This window comes from Treponema lecithinolyticum ATCC 700332 (assembly GCA_000468055.1).
Taxonomy (GTDB): Bacteria; Spirochaetota; Spirochaetia; order Treponematales; family Treponemataceae; genus Treponema_C; species Treponema_C lecithinolyticum.
In genome coordinates this window covers 12847-39722 of record KI260556.1, presented here as the reverse complement: position 1 = coordinate 39722, position 26876 = coordinate 12847, and the positions used below count along the sequence as shown (strand labels likewise).

General features: G+C 44.4%; 24 protein-coding genes and 1 tRNA gene. 18 read left to right on the top strand and 7 right to left on the bottom strand.

Annotation, left to right across the window (positions count from 1 at the left end; translation table 11 throughout):
• Positions 1-262 precede the first annotated feature (262 nt).
• From vapB to HMPREF9193_RS11145, 3 genes are read left to right on the top strand one after another with little or no spacing between them, the layout of a single operon-like run.
• Positions 263-493 carry a type II toxin-antitoxin system antitoxin VapB gene (gene vapB / locus HMPREF9193_RS02210; RefSeq protein ID WP_021686422.1) on the top strand — a complete coding sequence of 77 codons (231 nt, stop codon included), beginning with the start codon at positions 263-265 and terminating at the stop codon, positions 491-493.
• A complete protein-coding gene (vapC, locus tag HMPREF9193_RS02205; RefSeq protein ID WP_021686421.1) occupies positions 493-897 on the top strand; it encodes a type II toxin-antitoxin system tRNA(fMet)-specific endonuclease VapC in 405 nt (134 codons plus the stop codon). The genes vapB and vapC overlap by 1 nt, the downstream gene beginning before the upstream one ends.
• 55 nt (positions 898-952) lie before the next feature.
• The gene (locus HMPREF9193_RS11145) at positions 953-1099 is read left to right on the top strand and encodes a hypothetical protein (protein ID WP_156882439.1); all 147 of its coding nucleotides are present in this window, start codon (positions 953-955) and stop codon (positions 1097-1099) included.
• A gap of 74 nt (positions 1100-1173) precedes the next feature.
• On the opposite strand, the gene rpiA is transcribed toward HMPREF9193_RS11145, so the two are convergent.
• Together rpiA and HMPREF9193_RS02195 are read right to left on the bottom strand one after the other, a co-directional pair.
• The gene (gene rpiA, locus HMPREF9193_RS02200) at positions 1174-1959 is read right to left on the bottom strand and encodes a ribose-5-phosphate isomerase RpiA (protein ID WP_021686419.1); all 786 of its coding nucleotides are present in this window, start codon (positions 1957-1959) and stop codon (positions 1174-1176) included.
• On the bottom strand, positions 1952-3496 hold the full coding sequence (locus tag HMPREF9193_RS02195) for a type I 3-dehydroquinate dehydratase (RefSeq protein ID WP_040847340.1): 1545 nt from the start codon (positions 3494-3496) through the stop codon (positions 1952-1954). Before HMPREF9193_RS02195 ends, rpiA begins: the two co-directional genes overlap by 8 nt.
• Before the next feature lie 165 nt (positions 3497-3661).
• Between HMPREF9193_RS02195 and HMPREF9193_RS02190 the strand changes: the two genes are divergently transcribed.
• Genes HMPREF9193_RS02190 through pheT form a run of 3 tightly spaced genes read left to right on the top strand, consistent with a single transcriptional unit; the run spans position 3662 to position 7537 of the window.
• A complete protein-coding gene (locus HMPREF9193_RS02190; RefSeq protein ID WP_040847355.1) occupies positions 3662-5284 on the top strand; it encodes a Na+/H+ antiporter NhaC family protein in 1623 nt (540 codons plus the stop codon).
• A 41-nt stretch (positions 5285-5325) separates the two neighbouring features.
• Positions 5326-5691 carry a PilZ domain-containing protein gene (locus HMPREF9193_RS02185; protein ID WP_021686416.1) on the top strand — a complete coding sequence of 122 codons (366 nt, stop codon included), beginning with the start codon at positions 5326-5328 and terminating at the stop codon, positions 5689-5691.
• Between the two features lie 49 nt (positions 5692-5740).
• A complete protein-coding gene (gene pheT / locus HMPREF9193_RS02180) occupies positions 5741-7537 on the top strand; it encodes a phenylalanine--tRNA ligase subunit beta (protein ID WP_021686415.1) in 1797 nt (598 codons plus the stop codon).
• A 115-nt stretch (positions 7538-7652) separates the two neighbouring features.
• On the opposite strand, the gene HMPREF9193_RS02175 is transcribed toward pheT, so the two are convergent.
• Positions 7653-7725: transfer RNA gene (locus HMPREF9193_RS02175), tRNA-Met, on the bottom strand.
• A gap of 93 nt (positions 7726-7818) precedes the next feature.
• Between HMPREF9193_RS02175 and malQ the strand changes: the two genes are divergently transcribed.
• Positions 7819-9417 carry a 4-alpha-glucanotransferase gene (gene malQ / locus HMPREF9193_RS02170; protein ID WP_021686414.1) on the top strand — a complete coding sequence of 533 codons (1599 nt, stop codon included), beginning with the start codon at positions 7819-7821 and terminating at the stop codon, positions 9415-9417.
• A gap of 78 nt (positions 9418-9495) precedes the next feature.
• Positions 9496-10296 carry an RluA family pseudouridine synthase gene (locus HMPREF9193_RS02165; RefSeq protein ID WP_021686413.1) on the top strand — a complete coding sequence of 267 codons (801 nt, stop codon included), beginning with the start codon at positions 9496-9498 and terminating at the stop codon, positions 10294-10296.
• 76 nt (positions 10297-10372) lie between these two features.
• Here HMPREF9193_RS02165 and HMPREF9193_RS02160 read toward each other — a convergent pair whose 3' ends face one another.
• Positions 10373-12280: a bifunctional metallophosphatase/5'-nucleotidase gene (locus tag HMPREF9193_RS02160; RefSeq protein ID WP_021686412.1), complete on the bottom strand. Its 1908-nt coding sequence runs from the start codon at positions 12278-12280 to the stop codon at positions 10373-10375.
• 135 nt (positions 12281-12415) lie between these two features.
• A complete protein-coding gene (locus HMPREF9193_RS02155; protein ID WP_021686411.1) occupies positions 12416-13540 on the bottom strand; it encodes a YibE/F family protein in 1125 nt (374 codons plus the stop codon).
• A 145-nt stretch (positions 13541-13685) separates the two neighbouring features.
• Here HMPREF9193_RS02155 and HMPREF9193_RS02150 point away from each other — a divergent pair, with 145 nt between their 5' ends.
• The 10 genes from HMPREF9193_RS02150 (at position 13686) to HMPREF9193_RS02105 (ending at position 25862) form a co-directional block, all read left to right on the top strand.
• Entirely contained in the window at positions 13686-14975 is a 1290-nt protein-coding gene (locus tag HMPREF9193_RS02150) for an ABC transporter substrate-binding protein (protein ID WP_021686410.1), read from the top strand.
• Between the two features lie 7 nt (positions 14976-14982).
• Complete coding sequence (locus tag HMPREF9193_RS02145) at positions 14983-15693, top strand: GTP-binding protein (protein WP_040847339.1); 711 nt, start codon at positions 14983-14985, stop codon at positions 15691-15693.
• Entirely contained in the window at positions 15690-16751 is a 1062-nt protein-coding gene (locus HMPREF9193_RS02140) for an ATP-binding cassette domain-containing protein (protein WP_021686408.1), read from the top strand. The genes HMPREF9193_RS02145 and HMPREF9193_RS02140 overlap by 4 nt, the downstream gene beginning before the upstream one ends.
• 70 nt (positions 16752-16821) lie before the next feature.
• Positions 16822-18192 carry a C1 family peptidase gene (locus HMPREF9193_RS02135; protein ID WP_021686407.1) on the top strand — a complete coding sequence of 457 codons (1371 nt, stop codon included), beginning with the start codon at positions 16822-16824 and terminating at the stop codon, positions 18190-18192.
• A gap of 127 nt (positions 18193-18319) precedes the next feature.
• Complete coding sequence (locus HMPREF9193_RS02130; RefSeq protein WP_040847338.1) at positions 18320-20578, top strand: FAD-dependent oxidoreductase; 2259 nt, start codon at positions 18320-18322, stop codon at positions 20576-20578.
• Between the two features lie 182 nt (positions 20579-20760).
• The gene (locus HMPREF9193_RS02125; RefSeq protein WP_021686404.1) at positions 20761-22059 is read left to right on the top strand and encodes an ABC transporter substrate-binding protein; all 1299 of its coding nucleotides are present in this window, start codon (positions 20761-20763) and stop codon (positions 22057-22059) included.
• 132 nt (positions 22060-22191) lie between these two features.
• Positions 22192-23076, top strand: coding sequence for a carbohydrate ABC transporter permease (locus HMPREF9193_RS02120; protein ID WP_021686403.1), 885 nt, complete (start codon positions 22192-22194; stop codon positions 23074-23076).
• Complete coding sequence (locus tag HMPREF9193_RS02115; protein WP_021686402.1) at positions 23070-23963, top strand: carbohydrate ABC transporter permease; 894 nt, start codon at positions 23070-23072, stop codon at positions 23961-23963. Before HMPREF9193_RS02120 ends, HMPREF9193_RS02115 begins: the two co-directional genes overlap by 7 nt.
• Before the next feature lie 18 nt (positions 23964-23981).
• A complete protein-coding gene (locus tag HMPREF9193_RS02110) occupies positions 23982-24623 on the top strand; it encodes an SGNH/GDSL hydrolase family protein (RefSeq protein ID WP_021686401.1) in 642 nt (213 codons plus the stop codon).
• Between the two features lie 33 nt (positions 24624-24656).
• Complete coding sequence (locus HMPREF9193_RS02105) at positions 24657-25862, top strand: AGE family epimerase/isomerase (protein WP_021686400.1); 1206 nt, start codon at positions 24657-24659, stop codon at positions 25860-25862.
• 200 nt (positions 25863-26062) lie between these two features.
• Here HMPREF9193_RS02105 and HMPREF9193_RS02100 read toward each other — a convergent pair whose 3' ends face one another.
• Positions 26063-26320, bottom strand: coding sequence for a type II toxin-antitoxin system RelE family toxin (locus HMPREF9193_RS02100; RefSeq protein ID WP_021686399.1), 258 nt, complete (start codon positions 26318-26320; stop codon positions 26063-26065).
• 5 nt (positions 26321-26325) lie between these two features.
• A complete protein-coding gene (locus HMPREF9193_RS02095) occupies positions 26326-26556 on the bottom strand; it encodes a YlcI/YnfO family protein (RefSeq protein ID WP_021686398.1) in 231 nt (76 codons plus the stop codon).
• Positions 26557-26876 lie beyond the last annotated feature (320 nt).

Below are 26876 nucleotides of genomic sequence, written 5' to 3'. Positions count from 1 at the left end.
GACACGGTACTGGCGAAGATATTAAAGTAGGACGGGACATGAATGACAACGACATGCCAGATAACATTATAGATTTTCTTTGCAGGGCAAAAAGAAAAACATACGCAGGCAAAAAGGAAAAGAAATATCTATCACGGAGATGTAAAGGTCTATGAGTGCCTGTTCCACGGCGGTAAGATAAAATAAAACCGGAGAAATACTTTCCGTTATTTTTCTTGACAAAGTATATATATGGATATATACTTTTTTATAAGAGGTGTGTATGGAAACTGCAAAATTATTCCGTAACGGCGGAAGCCAGGCGGTTAGACTGCCGAGAGCATTCTGTTTTGAAGGAAACGATGTTCTCATACAAAAAGCGGGAGAGGCGGTTGTTTTATTCCCCAAAAATAAAGAATGGGAAATATTTTTGCAGGGACTCTACGGCTTTACCGATGATTTTTTAGCGGAAGGGCGGATACAGGACGAACCGCAGGAAAGAGCAGCCTTATAATGTATTTATTGGATACAAATATATGCATCTTTCTTAAAAACCGGAAATCGCCTCAAGTATTGGAAAAATTAAAAGAGCGCATATATGCCGGAATTTACATTTCAAGTATAACCGTTGCCGAACTGCAATTCGGCGTATACAACAGCGATTATGTCGAAAAAAATAAAATCTCATTACTGCAATTTCTTACACCCTTTTATATTTTGAATTTTGACGACAACGATGCCGAACAATTCGGAAAAATCCGTTCCGAACTAAAAAAGCAGGGAAAGATAATCGGTTCTTACGATATGCTCATAGCATCTCAAGCGCTCTCAAAAAAACTGATTCTTGTTACTAATAATACCGGCGAGTTTTCCCGCATAAAAAATCTGAAAATCGAGGATTGGACACAAGCTGAATAAAAAAACCGGCGCCAAAAGACACGGTACTGGCGAAGATATTAAAGTAGGATGAGATGTGAATGACAACAGCATGATAGATAATATTATAGATTTTCTTTGCAGAGCAAAAAGAAAAACATACGCAGGCAAAGGAAAAGAAGTTATCTACCACGGAAATGTAAAGGTCTATGAGTGCCTGTTCCACGGCGGCAAGGTAAAATAAAGCCGGTGACGTTTCCGTTCGTAAAGTAACGAATACGCAAAAGCCCGTTTTTTTTCAACCCGGATTACTTTTTTCTAGTCCCGCTCTTCCACACTGCCGTCGGCGCGGGCAATAAAGACGATCGGGCGGTTTTTGGTAAAAAAGCCGTTTTCGACAACACCGGTAATTTTGTTTACCTTGTCTTCCATTTTTGAGGGATCAACCGGCGAGGTGCCGCCGGCAAGTGGCGACCACGTACAATCGAGGATTTGATTACCGTTATCCGTGATAACCGGCCCGTCTTTTCCCGAACCGGTACGTAAAACGCAAGAAGCACCGAGTTTTTCCATCGCGCGCACCACGGGAGTGCGGGCGGCGGCGATAATTTCTACCGGAAGCGGAAAGCGGGTTCCCAAATGGGGAACTAGTTTGCTTTCATCGGCAATGATAACCAAACGCTTGGAATTGTATTCGACGATTTTTTCCTGTACGTGAGCCGCGCCGCCGCCCTTTATCAAATTGTTTTCGGGGTCGATTTCGTCTGCGCCGTCGATTGCAAGGTCGAGCGTACCGCCGATTTCTTTGCTGTTTAGCGTAAACACAGGTATGCCGTTTTCTTCGCAGGCAATATGGGTTTGAAAACTTGTAGCAACTGCTTTTATGCCGGACAGTTTTCCTTCACGGATATATAAAGCAAGCCTGTCTACTGCAACGATTGCGGTCGAACCGGTGCCCAATCCGATTTTCATACCGGATTTAATAAAGCCTTTTTCGATAAGACGGTCGACCGCAGTTTTTCCGACCAGCGCTTTTTGTTCTTTTTGCGACAAACCGCCTTTTTGCACAGTTTTTGCCGCGCCGTTACCGGTATTTTTATTCATATTTTTCTCCCGTAAGCAATTCAAATTGTTTTTGTGCTTGATACACAAGCATTGTATATCCGTTGCAAATTTTACAGCCGGCTTTTTCTGCTCGGCTCAAAAGGGGCGTTTTTTCAGGATTGTAAATAAGGTCAAACACACACTCGTGCCCGCTGAATCCGTAAAAATCGAGCGGGTCGTCTTTTTCGCCGTTTACAAAACCGGCGCGCTGCACATCCGGTGTGCATACACCGTTTACAGCGGTATTTTGCGCTCCGCTCATTCCGACGGAAGTTGCCTGTACAATAAGGTCGGAATAAGATTCCAAAAGTTTTTGCTCCGAAAAGCCTAAAAAACCGTATTTAAAGCGGTACTTTTCGGCAAGTGTTCTCGCTTTTGCTATCGAGCGGTTAAAAACACAGGCTTTTGCACCCAGTTTGTATATAACGTTTGCAACCGCTTGCGCCGCTCCTCCCGCCCCGATTATCGCAACTTTTAATTGTTTAAGCGTTTTTACGCCTAAAAATTCAAGCACGGCTTTTTCAAAACCGAAGGTATCCGTATTGTAGCCGCCCCATCCGTTTTGCGTACGAACTGCCGTATTGCATGCGCGGCAAGCATCCGCTTCCGAAGAGCGCTCGGTTAACAACTTCATAACGCTTTCTTTGTGCGGTACGGTTACCGAAAGTCCTTTCATTCCAAGCGTTTCGGCAAACTCAAGTGCGTCTTCTATAGTTTCCGATTTTACCGGAATAAACACCGCATTCATTCTTTTTTTGCGGTAGGCTTCGTTGTGTAATTTGGGGCTTGAAGTAAAAGCAAGCGGCCAGCCGGTAATGCCGAAAATTTTTGTATCCGCATTTATTGCGTGAAAATTATACAGCGAATTAAGCTGAATAGGATCTATTTGTCCGAGCTTGCCGGAAATAAGAGCGGAATCCTCGGGAGCGCAATAGGTTAAAAAAGAACCGGTGCGCTCTGCCAATATCCGCGACGGCAACCCCAAAGAGCCCATTGCGCATATAATATGTTCAAAATTCAAAGTTTGCGATTCTTTAAACATACGCGTTACATCGCTTAAGCGCTGCGGCATACAGGATATTTTAGGAATTTCGTACAGCGTTTTGCGTAAAGACGCCATCTTTGCTGCAATATCGCCAACCGTATTGTTCATATCGTGAAAACTGCGGATAATTCTGGTGCCGAACGCAAGAGCTGCTTCTTGAATGCTGGGCACATCAAAGTCTTCTTCCAAATCGATGTATGCAAAGTTTTTATGCTTGTCTTGACTGGCAAAAGCAATACCGCGCGCCATCAGCGTTGTACGGGACGCTTCTCCTTCGCGAAATCGTCCGCCGTCGATTGTCCGCCGGATAGTTAAAATAACCGGCAAACCTGCCATTTCGGGAAAACGGCGTATATGCAGCCTTTCATCGTCGTTTAAATAATCGGCGCGCAATTCCGCCATATCTATCAAAGAGCGGTATTTGTCCAAAACGGCGGCATTTTCTGTTAAAGTAGAACGGGTTAAACACAAGCATATTTTCGGTTTATTCATTAAAAACTCCGCTTCCGATTTTCTTTAACTTTTTTTTACCTTTCCTTTAACTTTCTTTAATTTTTTCTTTTTACCTTACAAAGGTTGTTCGCAATCGGCTTTTATGTTAATATTACACCAATTTTACAATTTGTAAAAGATGAAAAAAATGTAAGGAGCAGTTTTATGGAGCACTTCGGCATGTGGGGGATTATTCCGCCTTTGTTAACCATTACGCTGGCATTCGTTACCAAGGATGTTATCGTATCGCTGTTTTTAGGCATTTTGTCCGGCTGTGTAATCGCAGCGGGGGGAAATCCTGCGCTCGCACTAATGAATGCAACCGACTTATTTGCCGCATCACTGTCGGACGGATGGAATATCCGTATTTTTTTGTTTTGCGCGCTTTTAGGCGCATTAGTCGGCATGCTGTCAAAAACAGGTTCGGCACAAGCGTTCGGTACTTGGGTGTCCAAAAAATTAAAAACACGCACCGGTTCTCAATTTGTAACTTTTTTGTTCGGAATTATCGTTTTTATCGACGATTACTTTAACTCTTTAACGGTCGGCACGGTTATGCGCTCCATAAACGATAAAAACAAAGTGTCGCGCGCAAAGCTTGCATATATTTTGGATTCCACTGCAGCCCCTGTATGTATTTTAGCGCCCGTTTCAAGTTGGGTAGTTACCGTTATGTCCATAGTCCGCGATGCCGAAGGCTTTGATAAATTAGGCATAAGCGATTTGGAATTTTTTATCCGTGCAGTACCCTACAATCTGTACGCGCTTACCACACTATTGATGGTAGCTTGCATTATCTTTTTTAAGCGCGATTTCGGACCTATGCGTGCAAGTGAATTGAGCGCACAAAAAACGGGCGTGTTATGGAACGAAGAAAAATACGGCGTTATATCGGGTGATATAAAAGAAGAAAAAACCGTGCGGGCAAAAGCGATAGATATGCTTTTTCCGATTGTATTACTTATCGTTTGTGCGCTTGTATTTTTTCCGTTGGTAACGTATTTAAATGCCGTAGACGGCGAAAACATCAGTTCGCTTATGCAAGCAATGCACTCTATGTCGCTCAGAGAAGCGTTTATTAACACCGACTCTTCTTACGCGCTGTTTTACGCCATCATTTTTACACTGGTTTTTACCTACGTGTACTACCTTGCACGCCGCCTTATGAATTTAAAAGAAGCGTCACAAGCCGTGCGCGACGGCATAAAATCGATGATACCCGCTTTAATTATTTTAGTAATGGCGTGGTCTATCGGAACAGTTATACGCTCTTCTCCTTCAGACGGAGGTTTGGGATTGGGACGTTATCTTTCCGAAGCCGTTGTAGGAAGCGGTTTTCCGCTGTGGATTATTCCGGCTGTCGTATTCGTTTTATCAGCCGTTATCGCTTTTGCAACGGGAACAAGCTGGGGGACGTTCGGCATTATGATTCCCCTTGTTATGCCCATTGTTGTCGGCTTAATTCAAGGGCAAGGACAAAACCCCGCAGAATCGCTTAATTCGGTTTTTATTTGTATTTCCGCCGTATTGGGCGGCGCCGTTTTCGGCGATCACGCTTCCCCCATTTCCGATACAACGATTTTATCTTCTACGGGAGCAAGCTGCCCGCACTTGGAACACGTGGCGACGCAAATGCCTTACGCGCTGTTTGCCGCACTGTGCTCTTTCGCAGGCTTTATAACCGGCGGTATTTTTATGAATCCGCTTGCTTCGTGGGCTGCCGTTTTGATTATCTTTATGCTCGGTATGATAATTTTACCGAAACTGAGGATACAAACAAAAGCATAAACCATCTTGCACAGATGGACAAAGGAGTGTATTCTTAAGAGATGGGAAAAAAACAAAGAAAACACAAACGTTTTCAAGAATTGGGAAAAGTAGCAGTACCGGACTTATGCATTTTTTCAGGTTTATTGCTTGACATAAGCCTTGCCGGCTGCTGTATCCGCTTTCCGGCTATAGTTGAACCGGATTTAAACTGCGATTACGAAGCTTCTTTTTCTTTTTCCAATAAACAAGTGCCGTCTTCTTGTACACTCATTGTACATCCGTGCTGGACAAGGTATGAAAACGGTACAACCGAAATCGGCTTTGAGTTTTTACATTCGCCGGGAACCAAAGCGCTTGTTTCGCATATCGATTATTTAGCCGGAGAAAATACGGTAAACGCCGAAGCGCAATATTCCTATGTATAACTGTAAGGCAAGATAAAAAACCGGCAGCGCAATAAAATTCGGAGGATTTATGCCCAAAATTGAAGTAAACGAAAAACTGTTTTTTAACTTACTCGGAGAAAAATATACTTACGATAAACTCGAACAGCGTTTAACATGTGCAAAAGCCGAATTGGATGAAAAACCCGACACCACGCTCGCTGCGGACGAACGGACAATTAAAATAGAACTAAACGATACAAACCGTCCCGATTTATGGTCGACGGCGGGACTTGCCCGCCAGCTGCGCCTGCACAAAAACCAAAAGGCAGTGCAGCCGGAAAAAAACACCGTTTTAAGTACCGGTAAAAATAAACAAAGCTCCGGCACTCCCCTTCCGTTCGGGCGCGCCGCTTACGCCGGCTTTTTGTCTTTACCCCAAAAAACAAAACCTTACGCTGAGCGCATAGTAAACGTAGATGCACAATTAAAAGACATCCGTCCTTTTATGAGCGCCTTTGTTATTTCCGGAAAACCGATAAGCGAAGCTATGCTTGCCGACATCATTCAAACGCAAGAAAAACTGTGCTGGAATTTCGGCCGTAAGCGGCGCTCGATTTCCATGGGGGTGTACCGTGCCGCACACATCAAATGGCCTATCAACTATCATGCCGTCGACCCCGATAAAACTTCTTTTGTCCCCTTAGGCTTCGATAAGCCGCTGAGCTGCCGCTCTATTTTAAAAGAACATCCGAAAGGCATAGAATACGGCTGGATTTTAGACGGTGCAAAAAAGTTCCCCTTGCTCAGCGATTCTGCCGGCGAAACGCTTTCTATGGCGCCGATTATCAACAGCGCTTCTTTGGGAGCCGTACAAAAAGGCGACAGCGACTTATTGGTTGAAATGACCGGAACCGACATGAGTTCTCTTTTGCTCGCAACCGAAATTGTTGCATGCGATTTTTCGGATGCCGGCTATACCATTCTTCCCTGCAAAGTATGCCATCCCTACGATACCGGTTTCGGAAAAGACATAGTAACGCCGCTGTATTTTCAAAAGCCGCAAACGGCTTCTTTGGATTCGGTACGCACAGTGCTCGGAGAAGACCTTTGTGCCGACAGCGTACTATCTGCCCTTGCACGCATGGGAGTTGAGGCAAGCGTAAAAGGCAAAACGATTACCGTATTGCCGCCGCCGTACCGTAACGACTTTTTACACGAAGTCGACGTTATTGAAGACATAATGATGGGAAAAGAGCTTGCTTCATTTAAGCCGGAAAAACCGCATGATTTTACCATCGGAAGACTTTCGCCGATAACTTTGTTCAGCCGTAAAGCAAAAAACGGCATGATCGGTTTGGGATATCAGGAAATGGTATTTAACTACTTAGGCTCCAAACACGATTACATAGAACGTATGAATATCGACGGAAAAGACGTTATAGAAATTGCAAACCCGATGAGCGAAAATTACCAATTTGTGCGCTCCTCGATTATTCCCTCGCTTTTAGCTGCAGAAGCGGTATCAGGCAATGCGGTGTACCCGCATAAAATATTTGAAATCGGCAAAACCGCTTTTTTATGCAAAGAAGAAGTAACCGGAACAAGAACCCGTCAGTATTTGGGCTTTTTAACGGCAGCAGCCGATACGAATTTTAACACGGCGGCAAGCGAATGCGCTTCGTTATTGTATTTTTTAAATCACGAATACACGGTAAAAGAAAGTTCCGATCCGCGCTTTATTTCCGGAAGACAAGCCGTTATTACCATAAAAGGGAAAAAAGCCGGCATTTTCGGAGAACTACACCCGATTGTACTCGAAAATTGGGATATCCGCGTTCCCTGCGTAGCAGGCGAAATCGATTTGGAAATGCTTCTTTGCAATTGACGGCAGAAAGCCGATTTTAAAATCAAAAGAGCCGTTCAAAAGCTTAAGTTTTTGAACGGCTCAATAAAAAAGGGCTTTCCGAAAGCCGACAGCTTTTGAAACGCCCCGTTTGTTTTAGCAGGAGTAGGATTTGAACCTACGACCTCCGGGTTATGAGCCCGACGAGCTGCCAACTGCTCTATCCTGCGTCGTGTTCCAATAAGATAGCAAAACCCTTAACTTGTGTCAAGTGTTTTGCAGCTTTATAACTTTATATACAGCTTATATAAAAGGGGTTCGGTATGTATATGCCGCGTTCAAGCGGAATTTTATTGCACCCGTCGTCTTTACCCGGCAGTGACGGTATCGGCAGTTTGGGTAAAGAAGCGTTCCGCTTTGTAGACTGGCTTAAAGAAGCACGGCAAACGCTGTGGCAAATCCTTCCGCTCGGTCCTACCGGCTACGGGGATTCTCCGTACGCTTCGCTTTCAACCTTTGCGGGAAACCCGCTGCTCATCGATATCGACACGTTAGCGGATTGGGGCTGCCTTAGTGCAAAGCAAGCGAGTGAGGAAAAACCGGAAAAAACGGATAGAATAGATTTCGGCTCGGTTGTGCAAAAAAAAATACCGCTTTTAAAAACAGCTGCCCGTCAATTTTTAGCGGACGGCAACGCTTCAAACGCTCAAACGGCACTGCACGAGGAATACGAAAATTTTAAAAAAGAACACGACATTTGGCTTTCCGATTACGCGCTTTTTATGAGCATAAAAGAGGTGTTTGACGAAAAGGCAAAAAAAGAAGAGAACTCCGGCGCCTTATGGAACAATTATTGGTCGCGCGATTTGGCGTCACACCAAACACAAGCTTTATCAGTATGGCAAACCGAACATAAAGACGATATTGAAATACACAAAGCCGTTCAGTTTTTCTTTTTTAAACAGTGGTTTACATTAAAAAAATATGCAAATGATAGGGGTGTTTGTATAATCGGCGACATTCCCATCTTTGTTGCCGCAGATTCTGCAGACGTATGGTCGCATCAAAATTTATTTCAGCTTGACGAAAACGGGCAGCCTACCGTACTCGCCGGAGTTCCTCCCGATTATTTTAGCGAAACGGGACAGCTGTGGGGCACCCCCTTGTATAACTGGGACGCAATGAAAAACGAAGGCTACGATTGGTGGATACGCCGGCTGCGTCATGCACTGCACTTAACCGACTATGTGCGCATAGACCACTTCCGCGGGTTTGAAGCGTACTGGGCAGTTCCTGCAGGAGAGCAGACGGCGGTAAACGGTACGTGGATGCAAGGACCGGGAGCCGATTTGTTTTGCGCAGTATGCAACAGTTTGAAAGATGCCGCCATTATCGCAGAAGATTTGGGTGTAATTACCGACGGAGTGCGCAATCTTTTAAAACAATTCGGTTTTCCGGGAATGAAAGTACTGCAATTTGCATTCGATACAAACGAAGCCGGCGGCGCGGGCTGCACAAACCCGTTTTTGCCGCACATGTACGAACAAAACAGCGTTGTATACACCGGAACTCACGACAACGACACTACGCAAGGCTGGCTTAACCATGCAAGCGAAGCCGAGCGTGCTTTAGTAAACGAATATGTATGCGAATGCATCCCCGGCTTAAAGTTAACCGATGAACAGCTGTGCCCCGCACTGATCGGAGCAGCTTTTTTTTCGGCGGCGCGCTTTGCCGTCATTCCGCTGCAGGATTTATTTGCTTTAGGTTCCGAAGCGCGCATGAATACGCCTTCCACATGCAGCGGGGCAAACTGGAGCTGGAGAATGAAAGATTCACAGTTCAGCGCGGAACAAGCCGAACGCTTAAAGCGCTTGTCGCAGCTTTCCGGAAGAAACACGGAAAACGGCGCATGTAGATAAAGGGCGTGTGCTAGACGGAAACCTCAAGTTAAAAACCGTCCGGCAAAAGCTGAACACAAAAACAAAAAAGGATTATGTGTGCATAAAAACAATTGTGCCCTCGATATTTTATACGAAGACAATTATATCGCCGTTGTAAACAAAAGCGCCGGACTTTTATCCGTGCCTACGGGAAACGGATCGCGCTCATACGGCGGTCCGTCTGGGCAAAAGACGGCTCTGGACATTTTGGAACACATACGGCGAAAGCGTGGTTTGGTACATGCTTCGTTTTGCCCCGCAGCGGTACACCGTTTGGACAGAGAAACTTCCGGCGTTATGATGTTTGCCCTTTCAAAGCGCACGCAAAAAGTTATTATGGACAGATGGCACACTATGGTAACAAGCCGCTTGTACCGCGCTTTGGCTGAAAACCCGCACAACCCGTCTTTACTGAACGCATTGCCGGAAAGCGGTCTTATAGACCGCCCTCTGGTAAAAAACGCGTTCGGTCGCTCGTATGTACCGCACGACAGCCGTCAAACCCGTTTTGAAAACAACAAAAAAAAATGCCGTTCCGCTTTGCCTGAACCTTACAGCCAAAGCGCGCGCACGCATTACCGCATAATACAGCGCGGAAAAAACTACACCCTCTTTGAACTGGAACTGGACACCGGACGGAAAAATCAAATACGAGCTCACCTTTCTTTTTTAGGCTTCCCCATTGCAGGAGACGCCGCTTACCGCGCGCACACCGATCCTGTACACCGGCTGTGTTTACACGCGCGCAGTCTCGCTTTTACCCATCCGTTTACCGGAAAACACATGCACTTTGAAGTACGCGAACCGGACGAATGGGCGCAGCTGGTATCAGCTCCGTGTTTTGACGGACAAGTTTAAAACTTTCATATAAAATCAAAAGGGCTGTCTAAAAACTTTGATTTTCAAACAGCCCTATTTTAAGAAACTTTTATCTTCAGTTATTCAACTCATAAATATTGATTGATTTTACGTTCGGTGTTCTTCCGTCAGCGGACGTAGGAATTTTGATTTTGCCGGCACAAATTTCGTCCAAGATTTTATCGCGCCCTTCAACGTTCGGATCAAAACCGATGATTTTCCAGTTGTTGTTCACTTTGGGATTGATAACGCCCTTGTCCACATCTTTAACGTACTTTCCGATTAGATCCCGTATACGCCCGGCATCCTGCATTGCCTCATACGAATCGAAGTAGACGTCTTGCGGAGTAGAAAGTTTTAAACTTTGGAGCGTACCGAAGCGGTAATTGTTTACCGCAACTTTATATATTTTTTTAGGATCGACAGGTTTTCCCTTTATCCTGACATTTTTGATTCTGCTGCCAGCTTTTTGCGAAATGTCGATATCGTAGTCTACACCTTCAAACATATCGTAGTTGTAACCGCGCACATCGGGATTAAACGAAATCGTTACGTCGCCTTTTTTTGAAGTATTGTAATACGATGCCGACCATTCCATATATTTTAAAAGATTTTCGCCGGTCATATTAATGCCCATGAGTGTGTTCGAATATTTATAGATAAAGGCGACGTCCTTTTTCTTAAAGTCGCCTTTTTTCAAATTCATATCCGAACGGAATGCGGCTGCCGAAGATATGTCGGCTTTGGTGTAATACAGCTGCACGTTGTTGATTAAATCGATTAAAGCCGTATCTTCCAGCTGAATCGTAGGCATGGTCGTAACTTTTTCTTCGCCGGTAATATAGTCCACGCGCGGAATAAAGTCTTCGGTAACCTTTCCGACAATTTCGTTTGCATCGGCAACGGAGGTATCGTGCACAAACTCGAATTCTTTTTCCATATTTTTATCGGCGGCAACTTTTGCGGTTTCGCGGTTTTCGGCCTTTACGGAAACAACCTTCCATGTATTGTTTTGCTTTTTTACCTTTATTTCGCCGACTGCCAAAGCCCATCCGTAACAGCCGGGTTCTATTATCCATGTTTTATCGCCGTTTTGCCCGTCCACTTCGTTTGCATAGCGGGCGTGTTCGTGTCCGCCGAAAATCAAATCGAATTCGGGAATTTGTTTTGCGATTTCGATAACGCCGCCGGTCGAACCGTATTCGCCGTTGCGTCCGAGGTGAAAGGCGCCGACAAGCACGTCGTATTTTCCTTTAAGCGAATCGACGGTTTCCCGCAAAACAGTGATCGGATCGAGGAATTCCAAACCTTTAAAGTGCGAAGGAGAAGACGCTTCCCACATGGGAATATGCGGCGGCACAAGACCGACGACCGCAACGCGCACGCCTTCGATATCAAAAAACTGATAAGGCAACACAAAATCGCTGCCGTCTTTTGTGTTTTTGATATTTGCACTTAATACCGAGCCGTTAAAATTGCGTATATTGCGCGCAAGGAATTCTTTTTCAAAATTGAATTCGTGATTTCCCAAAACCCACACGTCGTAATTCATGTAGTTGAGCGCTTGAATCATCGGGTGCGTTTCAAGATCGTTAAAAAGTTCGGCGCTATTATCCTGTACGGTATCTCCCACGTCGATTAAAACCGTATTCGGGTTTTCTTTGCGCAATTCTTGAGCAAGCACATAGGTTTTAACAAAGCCCGCACCCGCGGCAGGTTCGCACACGGCATAATCGTATGCATACAGCCTGCCGTGAACGTCGCCCGTTACGCCGAAAGTAAGCGTAACTTCATCGCTTCCTGCTTGTCCTTTTTGAATAAGCTTATGGGTAAGCTTTACCTCATCCGATTGCTTGCCGCGAGCTTTTTCGCTGCGCGGCGAAGTTCGGTCAATATTTTTTACCGCAGTTTTTGTTTCCACGCAGGAAACGAGCAACACAACGACGGCAAAAATTGCCGCAAGACGCACCATCTTCTTTTTCATTTTAAAGTCTCCTAATAAAAATTTCTATAAGACAGCGTACGCTGCCGAAAAAACCGGCGCTTGCCATATTAAACGCCGACTCTTTTTAACCAATAACCCGTGCGCAAACAAGCACCGCAATTACCGTATCGCAATTTACCGCCCGTGCGGGCGCTTAAGCACAAAAACGGAAACAAACGCCGTACAAGGAATGGAAGCGATAATGCCGATACTTCCCGAAATGCCGTGCATAATCTCTATAACAATGCGCGGTATGTTGATAAACTGTGTAAAGCTCATGCCGTAACCCCAAATCATCATAACCAAAGGAAGGGACGTGCCCGCAAAAGCCAAAATCAGCGTATTGCTCATCGTCCCGGTAATGTCTTTTCCGACGGTGAGGCCGGACATAAAAAGCTCTTTTTTGCTCAAGCGCGGGTTTGCGCTTGCGATTTCCTGAACCGAAGATGCGATCGACATACTCACGTCCATTACCGCACCGAGAGACGCGATTAAAATGGAAGTAAATAAAAGCCCATCGAGGCGCAAAGCGTAATCGGGCGCCAAATTGAGAAGCTGCTCCCCGCCTTCCATATTTACGCCGGAAAGCTGTGCCGAATAAGAGACAATCGCCGAAATTATGCCGGCAATCGTAACGCCGCACACGGTGCCCGCTATGGCGCAATAGGCTTTGCGCGTAAAGCCGCCGATTAAAACAAAGCTTACAATCGTCATAATCGACACAAGAAAAATCGAAACGGGCACCGGCGAAAGCCCTGCAAACAAAGCAGGAATTAAAACGGTAACGATGAGAACGCAGGTAAACACGAGGGCTAAGGCAGATTTAAGCCCCTGAGCTTTGCCGAGTACAAACAAAGCTGCAAAAAACAATCCCATTAAAACATACACATGCGTGTCGCGTTTAAGATTATACAGCCACACGGCTGTGTTGCCGCCGCTTTCGCGCAGCGTAAAAACCGCTTTAAGACCCTTGTATGCGTAGGTACTGTGCAAACTGCTCAAGGTATTATATATGTCGAATTCCCGATTTTTGTACGTTCCTTCAAGGATTTTGACGCGCAGTTTTTGCGTTCCGCGGAATTTTCCTTTAACGGCAGGATCGGGAAAAAGATCTTGTTCCAAAACGTCTGTAACAATGCCTGCAGCAAATTCCTGAGTAAACATGGATTTAGGTTTAAGCTTGTTTGACACTTTCGGCATACCTATACAAAGGAGTATGGTAAGTGTCAACACAGCCCCTGCAAACATTTTTTCTTTCATACTTTAATATACGAATTATACCTCGTCATTTATTGAGCCGTCAACACTCATTTGTGCTTTGTGTTTTGTGTTCCATTTCGGTTACACGGCACAGCACAGGCAATGCGGTTGTCGATTTTTTTCTTTTTCTATATATTTAAATATTATGAACGATTATTTTAAAATAACGGATAGCGTTTTCGACATTACCGAAAAATATCCGGAAATTATACCGTATTTGGCAGCTAAAGGATTTACCCCTTTAACCAACCCCGTTATGCGCTCGTTAATGGGTAAAAAAATCAGTCTTGAAAATGCATTGCTTTCAAAAAAACTCGATGTAAGCGCATCAGAAAAAGAAATGTGCGCGCTTATCGAAAACAAAACACAAAATACTTTTGAGTGCGCAGATCCTGTTTTGCGCGGAAACACACATACGGACACACAAAAAGCAGCGGGCTGTGCACAAGAGGGAAAAAAAACGCTGCGCATAGAAGGTGTTTTACCCTGCCCTATCCGCATTCCGCTGATGGAAAAATTCGAAGAATTTTACAATACGTACACCGAGCAAAATAAAGACTTGTTGCAAAAAGAAAATTGTGTTTTTACTTACGATTTGCGTTCGGCAAATTTGGGCATAGATTGGCTATGCGAGCAAGCGCGTACGGGCAAAGCCGAAAACCTTCCCGACATTGTGCTTTCCGCAGGCTTTGAACTTTTTTTTGATAAAAACCTGATGGGTCGTTTTTTACAAAACAAAGTTTTTTCCTGTCCGGTAAAAACGATAAACACGGATTTTTGCAACGATTATATAGATTTGCACGACAGCGAACAAAACTATGCGATAATCGGCGTAGTACCGGCAATTATGATGGTAAACACATCGCTTTTGAACGGCAGAAAAATCCCTCAAACGTGGGCGGATTTATTGAGCGGCGAATTCGAAAACTCGCTTTCTCTTCCGTTTAAAGACTTGGATTTGTTTAATTCCGTGCTTTTATACATATACAAAGCATTCGGAAACGAGGGTATTACAAAATTAGCAAAAGCTTGCGGCGTATTTTTACACCCGGCACAAATGGTAAAAAGCAATAAAAATAAAAGCAATGCAGCTGCGGTACATATTGCACCGTACTTTTTTTCCAAAATGCTGCAAAAAGACTCTCCGGTAAAAGTAGTATGGCCGGAAGACGGAGCTATCGTCGCACCGATTTTTATGCTTGTAAAAAAAGAAACGGCTGCACTTACCCAGCCTTTTACCGACTTCTTTTTATCAGCAAAAACGGGAACCGTATTTGCACAAAGCGGATTTTTTCCGTCTACAAATGCACAAGTAAACAACAATCTGTCTGACGATAAAAAATTCTTATGGGTCGGCTGGGACTTTATCCGCTCACACGATATAGGGAAACTGCTGAACACACTGCGAAACGACTTTGAAAAACAAGCGGAGTAAAGCAAAGATGAACCTTGTTACCGTATCCGGCCCGCCGTCTTCGGGCAAAACGAGTGTTATTTTAAAAACAATCGATTCTTTAAATAAACGCGGAATAAAAACGGGCGTCGCCAAATTCGATTGTTTGTACACCGAAGACGACGAGCTGTACAAAAAAGCGGGTGTGCCCGTTCAAAAAGGAATTTCCGGTTCTTTATGTCCCGATCATTTTTTTGTTTCCAACATCGAAGAAATAGTACAGTGGGGAATTAAAAAAAATCTCGATCTTTTGATAAGCGAATCTGCAGGACTGTGCAACCGCTGCTCCCCGTACATAAAAGACGTACTCGGCATATGCGTTATAGACAATCTTTCGGGAATCAACACGCCTAAAAAAATCGGACCGCTTTTAAAAGCTGCCGACATTGTTGTCGTTACCAAAGGAGATATCGTATCGCAAGCTGAACGCGAAGTTTTTACCGTACGAATCAGTACGGTAAATCCGAAAGCGATTATCATGCATGTAAATGGTCTTACCGGACAAGGCGCTTTTGAATTGAGCACGCTTTTATTCGACAAAGAAAAAACATTAGCTACCGTGCAGGGTATGCAGCTTCGCTTTCCCATGCCGGCAGCGCTGTGCTCGTATTGCTTGGGAGAAACAAGAATCGGCGATGATTTTCAAATGGGCAACGTGCGTAAAATAAAAATTGCAGAACTTCAGGAGCACGCGCAATGAACTGTACCGCACAAACGCAAAAAGCGATCATACCGGCAGATGAAAATGAGCGCATTGCAGGCAAAACCATAGCCGAAATTTTAAAAGACTATCCTTTTGCAAAAGATTTTTTTAACGAAAACAGATTAATTGAACTGGGTGTTTTAAAAAATACGGAGCATACGTTTGCATCTTTTTTAAACTCACTAAGCGAAGACGAAGTTGAAGAAAATGCGTTAAACAAAGAAGAACTGCTTAATGCTTTTATCGAATACATTATTCAAATGAAACATTTTTTAAATTTGGATAATGCAGACGAAGTACGCAGTTTAACGATTTTACCGGGTACGGATAAATCCGGCAACAGCGAGCGCTTTGAACGGCTGGATTTATACGCTTCGCAAATAGTTTCCATTGTAGGACCGACCGGTTCGGGTAAATCGCGGCTTTTGGCGGATATAGAGTGGGCAGCGCAAAAAGATACGCCGACAAACAGAACGGTTTTAATTAACGGAAAAGCGCCGGATAAATCCGTACGTTTTTCAGCAAACAACAAACTGGTTGCCCAACTTTCGCAAAATATGAACTTTGTAATGGACTTAACGGTTGAAGAATTTATTCGGCTGCACGCCGAAAGCCGTTTAATAAAAGATACGGATAAAGCGGTCGGCGCCATAATTACCGCTGCAAACAATTTGGCAGGCGAAACCTTTAAGCCGGACAGCCCTGTTACGGCGCTTAGCGGCGGACAGTCACGCGCGCTTATGATTGCCGACACAGCTATTTTGAGCACTTCGCCGATAGTATTAATCGATGAAATAGAAAATGCCGGCATAGACAGAAAGCGCGCATTGGAACTGTTGGTTTCAAAAGAAAAAATCGTTTTAATGGCGACCCACGACCCGGCGCTCGCTTTGTACGCACACAAACGCATTGTTATAAAAAACGGAGGCATTGCCGCGGTTATTGAAACGTCTGAAAAAGAAAAAAAAGTGCTCGCAGAACTTGAAATAACCGACGCTAAAATTCAAACATTGCGTACAAAGCTTCGCGCCGGAGAAAAACTGACATCGTTTTAAAATACGCCGCAGTAAACACAGCTCTAAAATACACATTGACCGTTTTTGCTCCGAACGCTATGATGGGTTTATGAATAAAACACAACAAACTACCTCACATAAAGCGTTTACCGGACTTTCGGCACAAACGCTGAGTGCTTTTGAGCGCGATTTTGACGCGGAAAAAGCGTACACGCTTGCCATGAACGGCACGGTAAAAAACGGTATCGGAGCAAGCTGCATTGACTACAAAGAAAACCGCAGCATGCAAAACAACTTTTCGGTTTCCATAGACTCGGGCGACATAACCGACCAAAAACAATCCGGACGTTGCTGGATGTTTGCGGCGCTCAACGTTATGCGCTTAAAAGTTATGAAAAAACTCAAGCTCAAAAATATGGAACTGTCGCAAAGCTATCCTTTGTTTTGGGATAAATTGGAAAAATCCAATTGGTTTTTGGAAAACATTTTAGCTACGCTCAACGAACCGCTTAACGGACGGCTTTTACACTTTTTGTTGGAAGCTCCCGTCGCCGACGGCGGACAGTGGTCGATGTTTGCCGACTTAATAAAAAAGTACGGCGTTATTCCCAAAGACGCCATGAACGAAAGTTTCGATTCGTCGGCTACCAAGGATTTAACCAAATACTTAACGCTCAAACTGCGCGAATACGCCTGCACATTGCGCGAAGCGCACCGCGCAGGCAAAAGCATAACCGAACTGCGCTCGAGCAAACACGCAATGATGAACGAAGTATACCGTATGCTGTGCATATCACTGGGAAAGCCGCCCTCTTCTTTTACATGGGAAACGCGCGACAAAGACGACAAATTCATCCGCATAAGTTCGACGCCGAAGCAATTTTTTACCGATTACGTCGGCATGAATTTGAACGATTACGTAAGTCTTATCAATGCGCCCACAAAGGATAAACCCTTCGGCAAAAACTACACAGTAAAATACTTGGGAAATATCGCAGGCGGCGATCCGGTTATCTACTTGAATTTGCCGATTGAAGAATTAAAAAAAGCTGCAATAAGCCAACTGAAAGCCGGAGAAGCCGTGTGGTTCGGAAGCGACGTTCAGCAGTGGTTTTTAAAATCCGAAGGCTTGTTGTCGATGAACGCGCTGCGCCCCGACCTTTTATTCGATACCGGCTTCCCGCTTACCAAAGAACAGCGTTTGGACTACCGAGAAAGTTTAATGACGCACGCGATGACTTTTACCGGTGTCAACCTTGACGAAAGCGGAAAATCCGATCGTTGGCGCGTACAAAACAGCTGGGGAAAAGACGTGGGCAAAGAAGGCTTTTGGGTTATGAGCGATGAATGGTTCGATCAATTCACTTACCAAATCGTCGTCAATAAAAAATACTTAACCAAAGCGCAACGCGAGCTTCTTAAACAAAAACCCGTAGAACTGGAACCTTGGGACCCGATGGGCAGCTTGGCAAGAATATAAAAAGATATGTATTTTTTTATAGACAAAAAAATAACGAATTCGTATAATGCAAAAGAAGCATGCAGCGTCGGTGCGTATGCATGCAGACGCACACAGTATGTGCTGCGGAATCTCCGAGGAGGTATATATGAAATCATCGGATAATCGCTTTTTGTCGAAAATTGCGGTTTTACTTGTTTGCTTGACAGCTCTTATGCTGGCTGTCGGGTGCAATAACGGCACCAACGTCAAGTGGGATTATCAAGCAGATGTTGTCATCATCGGCGCAGGCGGCGCAGGATTGCCTGCCGGTCTTAAAGCAATGGAAGACGGCGCATCCGTTTTATTTGTAGAGACAAACTGGGATGTTGGCGGACACGCAGCTGTCAGCGAAGGACAATTGCACTCCGGCGGCTCTACTGTTTCTCAAAAAGAATGGGGAATTGAAGACTCTGCCGATCTGTACTATTACGATCATACCCGCGGCGGTGCGGCTGATTCCCGCTTTAACGATTTTATTCAAGTTCGTTCCGTTGCCAACAGCATGGCAAAAGCGTACGACTTTATTTTAAAAAACGGCGTTAAAATTTTGGAAATCGAACCGATGGTACGCAACTACTACCGCGACGGAGGTTCGGATCCGGACAGCGTAGGACGCATGACATATTCGGACAGCGGTGAATGGAAAAACGAATACACCGGCACTACAGCTGCAGGTGTTGCGGTAACCCGTCCGCTGGAAAAATCCTTGCGCGAAAAAGGCGCTAAATTTCTTTTGAACTACCACATGGATAAAATTTACCGCGAAAAAGGCAACGGCGGCAAAGTAGTGGGCGTACAAGCAAGCTATACGCCGCATATTTTACCCGGAGACACAAAGCCGCTTACCAGTCTTATGAGCGAAGGTAATATCAACAACACTAAAAAAATGCTGAACATTAAAGCAAAAAAAGCGGTTATTATTGCAACCGGCGGTTCTACCGGCAACGTGGAATTCCGTACTATGTTCGACCCGCGACTCGGTCCCGAATACGACGGTTTGGGCGGTATGCCGTTTTCCGATCAAGATGCTTCCGGCGAAATTGCCGCTATGGAAATCGGTGCGGCGCTCGCTTCTTTGTCATCGTACCAAATGTCGGACGGCGGCGCTCAAATGAAAGCTCCAAACCGCATTGGCTGCCAATACGGTTACGGACGCGGCTTTATGAGAGACAGCAAACTGTGGGCATTGTCCCGTGCTACCGGTATTGAAATGGACCACAACAGCATGATTATCGTTAATATGCTCGGTCAGCGCTTTGCCAACGAAGACGACTACCGCGGAGTGTTCCCCGGTCCCGAATATCAACGGTTTTTAAACAACGCCGCTTCAAGCGTGTTTATCGATACTGACGGCGACGGTAATGCCGAATGCTACGGCGGTCCGATATGGGCAATCGTAGACGATGCGGCAGCCAAACGCAACGACTGGACTATGGAACAAGGCGTTTTAGACTTCGAAAACGGGTATGCATTCAAAGCCGATACTTTGGAAGAACTGGCTCAAAAAATAGTTAATAAATACTACGAAAACATCAAAATGGATCCCAAAACGCTTGCAGACACTGTTAACCGTTACAATTCGTTTGTAGCGGCAGGCAAAGATGACGATTGGGGAAAAACTACCTTAGTTAATCAAATTAAAACCGGTCCGTTTTATGCACTGTGGGCAGTATCGAATATTCACGATACGCTTGCCGGCTTGCGCGTAGACGAAAAAATGCAAGTGGTAGACTTGCACGGTAAATTGATTCCGAATTTGTTTTGCGCAGGCGAATCCGCTGGCGGTATGAGAGTACACGGTTTAGGGCGCGTTATTACCTCAGGCTATATTGCAGGCCGCTCAGCAGCTTCCGTAGACAAAGACGGCTTTGCAACGGCAGATACCGCACTTGACCCCGCTTTCGCCGGAAACGAAACAAACTATAAAACCAAAACGGACAAAGCTTCGTATTTTTCACAACGCGGTTCTACCAGAGCTACCAAAACGCATTCGGAAAAAGAAGCCGAATTGGCAGCCTTGGCATCGGGTAAAAAAGCTTCCGCAGCTTCCGGTTCGATTTTCAGTTATGCAAGTATGACCAAATCGAATGCGGCAACCAATACCTTTACGGGCGCTTCCGACAAAGGAATGGGCGGCACAATCCGTTTGCAAATCACCGTTAACAACGGAAAAGTAACGGACATCAAAGTAATCAAACATTCCGAAACTGCAGGTATCGGACCTCAAGCGATGGAAAAACTTACCGCTCAAGCATTGCAAAAGCAAAGCGCAGAGCTCGATACGGTTTCCGGAGCGACAATGACTTCTACCGCATTTAAAGAAGCTTTGACAACCGCTATGAAAAAAGCCGGTTTAATAAAATAAATTTAATAATTTTGAACGATGTACGGCGGTTTCGATTCGCTCGAACCGCCGTATTTTTTTTAATTGCACTTTTAAATATTCGTTTGTCAAAAAATTTAATCGAAAAAAATTACTCGAAAAAACTTGCGCGTTTGAATATTGCGTGCTATCATTATTCTAAATTCATTTTTTAGGAGGAAAAAATGAAAAAATCGATCGGACTGTTTTTTGCAGCCCTTGTTTTTTTTACGGTATTGACAGCATGCCGCGGTAAAAATGCTCAAGCCGGGGACGGTCAAAGCAGCGGCAAGTCTTTTAAGGGTAAAACGCTTACGGTTTTGTACATGTCGAGCGTATATGCCGATGCTGCACGGTCGATGGTAGCCGAATTTGAAGAAAAAACCGGCGCCAAAGTTGACGTAGTCGATTTTCCGTACATAACCTTACACGAAAAAGCGCTGCTCGACTTAACTTCAGGAGCGAGCGCCGCTTACGACGTTATCGATGTAGCAAGTCAATGGGACGGAGAATTTGCACCCTTTTTAACCGATTTAGGACCGTATATCCAAAAAGATAATTACGATATGAGCGTATGGATCGATAATATTTTAAATAATTGCGGAAAGTGGCAAGATAAAATTATAGGTATTCCGAACGCAAACACTCCGCAAATATTTGCATACCGCACGGACTTGCTGCCGAACGGCATTCCCGACACGTGGCAAGCATACCGCGAAGCGTGCAAAAGCGTTATGAAAGGCGATTTATATGGCGTTACGGTAGCTGAAGCCCCCGGACAATTAGGCGGCGTTTTTGACTATGTGCTGTGGTCTATGGGCGGCGCATGGGCTGACGAAAACTGGAACGTTACCATCGATTCAGCAGAAACAAGAGCGGCTCTTAAACACATGTATGAACAAAAAAAACTTATGGATCCTGCAAACCTTACATGGGGCATCGAAGAATCGAGCAAAGCTTTTCTTGACGGTAAAGCCGCCGTATGCGAAACATGGCCTACTTTAGGTATAATTCAAAATGCCGACGATCCTGCAAAATCAAAAATAGCAGGGAAATGGGCATTGGGTATTATTCCCCGCGAAAAAACAGGAATCACGCTTTTATCGGCATGGGATGTGGCGATTCCCGCTTCTTCACAAAACAAAGAACTTGCGTGGGAATGGATTAAAATGTACACAAGTGCGGAACGCCAACAATTTTTTTACGACACATACAAGATTTTCTCTCCGCGTAAAGCTTTTTGGGAACAACCTGCCATCAAAGATTCCGCTCTCTACCCGTTGCGCCAAGCGCTCGATACGGCAAATATGTGGTGGCGTGTTTCGGCTTCCGTTGAAGTCGACACCCTATTAAATACCGTTGTCAGCGCATATTTATCCGATCAAATCGATTTGGAAAAAGCCGTTGCTCAAATGGACAGCGGAATAAAAACGGCATTAAAAAATTCTCCTCCGGGAGACGGTATAAAAAACTATAACCGCTAACACAAAGAAAAAAGGGAGGAAGCAAACGTTTTTCCGGATCGCCGACTAGCAAACACGATCTTTTGTTGCGCTTCTTCCCTTAAAAAAACACAGTGCTAAAAAAAAAGCCATCGTTATTGCTCAGGGGATACAATGAAAGCTAAAAAAGATTTAATTGCCGTATGGCTGTTTTTACTGCCGACATTGATTTTTTTAGGTTTAACCGCACTATTGCCGCTTTTATATTCGGTGTACTTAAGTTTTTTTAAGTTAAAACTCAATTTACCGAACCAAGTGCCGCGTTTTATCGGCTTTGAAAACTATATACAGTTATTTAAAGACAAATTGCTGCATACGAGCACGCTGAATACGGTTGTCTTTGCCCTTATATCGGTTGTATTGGAAGTAAGTTTGGGGTTAACAATAGCGATGGTTATTTCTTCCGATAAAAAATGGACACGTGTATTAATGTCCGTTTTTATGATTCCGATGATTATGGCGCCGGTTGCAATAGGTACGTTGTGGCGCATGATGCTCGATCCTTCTACGGGAATTATCAACTATATTTTAAATCTTTTGGGAGTAAAATCCGTTATATGGCTCGGTACCCCTAAAACGGCAATGTTTAGCGTTATTATGGTAAACGTATGGCAATTTACTCCTTGGGTTACGGTTATTTGTGCCGCCGGACTAAAAGCGCTGCCGCTGGATTGCATACAAGCGGCACTGGTAGACGGCACCACTCCCGCACAAATTTTCAGACAAATCGTGTTACCTCTTATGCGACCCGTTTTAGTTATTGTGTTAATGATTCGGTTTATCGACGCTTTTAAAGTATTTGACACCGTCTACGTAATGACAAACGGCGGTCCGGGAAGCGCAACGGAAATGCTTCCCAACTATATTTACAAACAAGGACTTAAATTTTTTGACGCAGGTTATTCGGCTTCTTTAGCAATTATTTTTGTATTGGTGATGTCTGTATGCACTTCGTTATTTTTAAAATGGCGCAAAAAAGAAGAGGAAAACCTATGGTAAAAAAAACTACAGTAAAAAGAAAAAAACTTCAAGATTTTACTTCAATAAATGCGGTTTTATCCAACTTTGCCGGTAAACCGACAAAATATATTTTAATTTTTCTCAGTAGTTTTATCGTCATATTTCCGCTTTATTGGCTTATTACCAGTTCATTTAAACAAGCGCAAGACTATCTTGCATATCCGCCGGTATTGTTCCCGAAGCGCTTTACTATAGAAAGTTTTTCCGAAGTGTTCAATCGGGACAAAATCGCCTTTTATTTAAACAATACCGTAATCATTTCTCTTATTACAACATGCATAACGGTGCTTGCCGGCAGCATGACCGCATACGCAGTCGGAAGAGGTCCTATCGGCAAACGGACGCGTGCTGTATTCGGTTTATGGTTTTTAGTGCAAAAAATGTATCCTGCAATCGCGACGGCAATTCCCGTATACCTTGTAATGCGGAACTTACATTTGATGGATACGCTGGCAGCATTGATTATCATGAACACCAGTTTTAACCTGCCTTTGGTAATTTGGCTGATGATGGGATTTTTTGAACAACTTCCCTTTGAACTTGAAGAATCAGCAATGCTGGACGGCTGCGGCTTTGCCCGCTGTTTTTTTAATATCATTATGCCTATAACCAAACCGGGGTTAATCGCTTCAGCCATCCTTACTTTTGTTGCTACATGGAATGAATTTTTGTTTGCCGTAATTTTGAGTATCAAACGCTCAAAAACGCTTCCGGTTGTCATTGCGGGCTTTATTACCGACCGGGGATTGGCATGGGGTCCGATGGCTGCAACGGCGGTTATTACACTGCTGCCGGTAATACTTTTAGTGTGGCTGGTACAAAAAGACTTTGTCAACGGTCTTGCAATGGGCGCCGTTAAAGGCTAAAAAATAATTGAGGTAAAAATGAAAAATAAAAAACACATCCTCTGTTTCGGCGATTCGAACACATGGGGATATTGCGCGCAAACAAACGGACGCTACGCCGACAATGAGCGCTGGACACAAGTATTGCAAAAACTACTCGGCAGCGATTGGATGCTCATTGAAGAAGGTTTATGCGGCCGCACTACGGTATTTGAAGATCCGCTTAACGAAAGTTTGTCCGGTTTAGCGCAATTACAGCCCGTTCTTTGCTCCCATGCCCCGTTGGACATCCTTATGATTATGCTGGGTACAAACGATTGCAAAGAACGCTTTTCTGCAACTCCTAAAAATATCAGCGACGGCATGGATAGATTAATTAAAAAAGCAAAAACTCTTAGCGTATGGCGGACAAAACCGAATATTCTTATAAGCGCTCCGATTATAATCGACGAATGCTGCTACACATCCTCCGTAGCCGGAGAAATGGGAGCGCGTTGTGTAGAAAAGTCAAAAGAACTGCCTTCGCTATTGCAGCAATGTGCTTCCGATAACAAGTGTGCGTATTTTGACTGCAACCCGTATGTAAAAGCAAACACAATCGACGGCATGCACTTTGACCTTCCCAGCAATAAAAGTTTTGCACATGCTCTGTACCCGATTATCACAAAATTATTAGCGTAAATCAACGTAAATTACCATAAAAGGAGTAATACAATGAATAAGGATTTTTTATCGTCTGCACGTACATGGATAAAAAATGAATTGGACAACTGCATTGATTTTTGGCTTAAAAACGGATTTGACGGCACATACGGCGGAGTGTACACATGTTTGGATAGAAGCGGCAAAATATATTCAACCGACAAAAGCGTATGGATGCAGGGGCGCTGCGCGTGGACATTTTCCTATTTATGCAAAGTATACGGTAAAAAAGAGCAATGGCTTAATGCTGCAAAATCCTGTCTCGATTTTATGGAAAAATTTTGCATTAACCGAAAAGCCGCAAACAGAATGTATTTTACCGTAACCTCAGACGGTAAACCCTTACGACAGCGCCGCTATTGTTTTTCGGAAAGTTTTTATACAATTGCAAATGCCGAATACTACGGACAAACGGGCGAAAAAGAATACTTGGAACGCGCCAGACGCGCATACAAACTTGTGTACGATTTAAACCACGGCATAAAAGATCCCACGGGGTTAAGCGCAAAAACAATTGCTGAAACCAGAAGCGGCCGCTCGCTTGCAAACCCGATGATTTTTCTTAACATAACAAGCATTATGCGCCGTGTAGATCCGGAACAAAAAAGCCTATACGATACATACAGCTCAGAATGCGTACGCGATATTTTTACCTACCACTACAAACCGGAATTACAGTGTACATTGGAAAACGTAGGTACAAACGGAGAATTTTGGGAAACGGTAAGTTCAGGGCGCATAGTGAACCCCGGACACGATATAGAATGCAGTTGGTTTTTAATGCAAGAAGCCGATATACAAGGTGATGCGGCTTTGCATAAAAAAGCACGCGAAATATATAATTGTGCCGTCAAAGCAGGCTGGGATAACGAATATGGCGGACTTTTATACTTTATAGATTGTAAAGGTATGCCGCCCGAAGCGTACGAGCACGACATGAAACTATGGTGGCCTCATAACGAACTTATAATTGCAAGTTTAATGGCATACCGCGATACGGGCGAAAAACAATATCTTGATTGGTTTTCAAAAACGTTTGATTACTGTAAAACATATTTTGCCGATCCGGTCTACGGTGAATGGTACGGTTATCTTAGGCGTGACGGAAAACCTACGGAGCCGGCATGCAAAGGCAGTACGTTCAAAGGTCCCTTTCATGTTCCGCGCTGCTTGATTATGGCAGACGGTCTTTTGGAAGAAATTTTAAAACAATATTAGTAATCGGACTTCCCCTATGCGGTAAGGCGAACCGACCTTATCGTGTCGGTTGCCCCGCCTTAGTGTGGGGTACCCCACCCGAGCGGTACGAGAGCCTCGATCCGAGCGGTACGAAACGCTCGAGCACAGCATTAAATCTCAACCCCGGGTCAGCTTCCATTCCGCTTATACATCTTCCACTTCTTCTTGGCTGCGGCCGCTCATCGATACACCGTTGAGCGGTGAGCGATTTCGATGACGGTAATAATCAATTTATCGTCACAGATGCGGCATAAAATGCGGTAATCGCCGACGCGGTACCGCCATAGCCCTGAAAGATTTGAAGTAAGCGCTTTTCCGCGGGAGCGCGGATTATCAAGTAAGGCAATTGCGCTCATATATTTTTTGATCCGGTTTTGTATCGGCTTATCGAGCCGTGAAAACTGTTTGCCGGCTGCCGGAGCATATTCGACTTTCATTTTAGTTACAGTCCAAGCTCTTTATACAGAACGTCGGCAGGTATTGCAGCTTCCCCGCTTTTTTCAAAGTCATTCCACGCTTTTTCTGCAAGCAGAGCATCTTCGGCATCTTCCCGCAATTCGGCAATATAGCGGCTTAAAGCATTTTCCAAGACGGTATCTTTAGCCGCTCCGGTCATTCGGGCTGCCTGTTCCAATTCTTGATACGCTTTATTTGTCATAGTCATTGTAGGCATAGCTTCCTCCTAAAAAAGACAATGAGGACGTTTGAACTGCGGTACTATTTGAGCCGTGAGCTTCAACCGTCCTCCTGTTTTGTATTATACCACAGATTAAATGACTTTAAAAGGGATCGATGTAACTCATAACTTATGCCCTCACTTGTTGTATTGTATCACAGATCGGTAGGTTTTAAAAGTAAAAAGCATTAGGCTGACGGACACTCCGACCTTATAGGGACGGACAGTACGACATTACGCTGTAGAACACTCCTGCATTATGCTGCAGGCCTGTCCAAAAACTTCAGTTTTTGGACAGTTTCCTTGATTTTATATGC

Coding starts and splice junctions, on each gene's coding strand:
- rpiA (WP_021686419.1), bottom strand. CDS start 1,959: ATGAATAAAAATACCGGTAACGGCGCGGCAAAAACTGTGCAAAAAGGC.
- HMPREF9193_RS02115 (WP_021686402.1), top strand. CDS start 23,070: ATGGTAAAAAAAACTACAGTAAAAAGAAAAAAACTTCAAGATTTTACT.
- HMPREF9193_RS02185 (WP_021686416.1), top strand. CDS start 5,326: ATGGGAAAAAAACAAAGAAAACACAAACGTTTTCAAGAATTGGGAAAA.
- HMPREF9193_RS02120 (WP_021686403.1), top strand. CDS start 22,192: ATGAAAGCTAAAAAAGATTTAATTGCCGTATGGCTGTTTTTACTGCCG.
- HMPREF9193_RS02195 (WP_040847340.1), bottom strand. CDS start 3,496: ATGAATAAACCGAAAATATGCTTGTGTTTAACCCGTTCTACTTTAACA.
- malQ (WP_021686414.1), top strand. CDS start 7,819: ATGTATATGCCGCGTTCAAGCGGAATTTTATTGCACCCGTCGTCTTTA.
- HMPREF9193_RS02125 (WP_021686404.1), top strand. CDS start 20,761: ATGAAAAAATCGATCGGACTGTTTTTTGCAGCCCTTGTTTTTTTTACG.
- HMPREF9193_RS02095 (WP_021686398.1), bottom strand. CDS start 26,556: ATGCCTACAATGACTATGACAAATAAAGCGTATCAAGAATTGGAACAG.
- pheT (WP_021686415.1), top strand. CDS start 5,741: ATGCCCAAAATTGAAGTAAACGAAAAACTGTTTTTTAACTTACTCGGA.
- HMPREF9193_RS02145 (WP_040847339.1), top strand. CDS start 14,983: ATGAACCTTGTTACCGTATCCGGCCCGCCGTCTTCGGGCAAAACGAGT.
- HMPREF9193_RS02155 (WP_021686411.1), bottom strand. CDS start 13,540: ATGAAAGAAAAAATGTTTGCAGGGGCTGTGTTGACACTTACCATACTC.
- vapB (WP_021686422.1), top strand. CDS start 263: ATGGAAACTGCAAAATTATTCCGTAACGGCGGAAGCCAGGCGGTTAGA.
- HMPREF9193_RS02140 (WP_021686408.1), top strand. CDS start 15,690: ATGAACTGTACCGCACAAACGCAAAAAGCGATCATACCGGCAGATGAA.
- HMPREF9193_RS02150 (WP_021686410.1), top strand. CDS start 13,686: ATGAACGATTATTTTAAAATAACGGATAGCGTTTTCGACATTACCGAA.
- HMPREF9193_RS02105 (WP_021686400.1), top strand. CDS start 24,657: ATGAATAAGGATTTTTTATCGTCTGCACGTACATGGATAAAAAATGAA.
- HMPREF9193_RS02100 (WP_021686399.1), bottom strand. CDS start 26,320: ATGAAAGTCGAATATGCTCCGGCAGCCGGCAAACAGTTTTCACGGCTC.
- HMPREF9193_RS02160 (WP_021686412.1), bottom strand. CDS start 12,280: ATGAAAAAGAAGATGGTGCGTCTTGCGGCAATTTTTGCCGTCGTTGTG.
- HMPREF9193_RS02190 (WP_040847355.1), top strand. CDS start 3,662: ATGGAGCACTTCGGCATGTGGGGGATTATTCCGCCTTTGTTAACCATT.
- HMPREF9193_RS02130 (WP_040847338.1), top strand. CDS start 18,320: ATGAAATCATCGGATAATCGCTTTTTGTCGAAAATTGCGGTTTTACTT.
- HMPREF9193_RS02135 (WP_021686407.1), top strand. CDS start 16,822: ATGAATAAAACACAACAAACTACCTCACATAAAGCGTTTACCGGACTT.
- vapC (WP_021686421.1), top strand. CDS start 493: ATGTATTTATTGGATACAAATATATGCATCTTTCTTAAAAACCGGAAA.
- HMPREF9193_RS02110 (WP_021686401.1), top strand. CDS start 23,982: ATGAAAAATAAAAAACACATCCTCTGTTTCGGCGATTCGAACACATGG.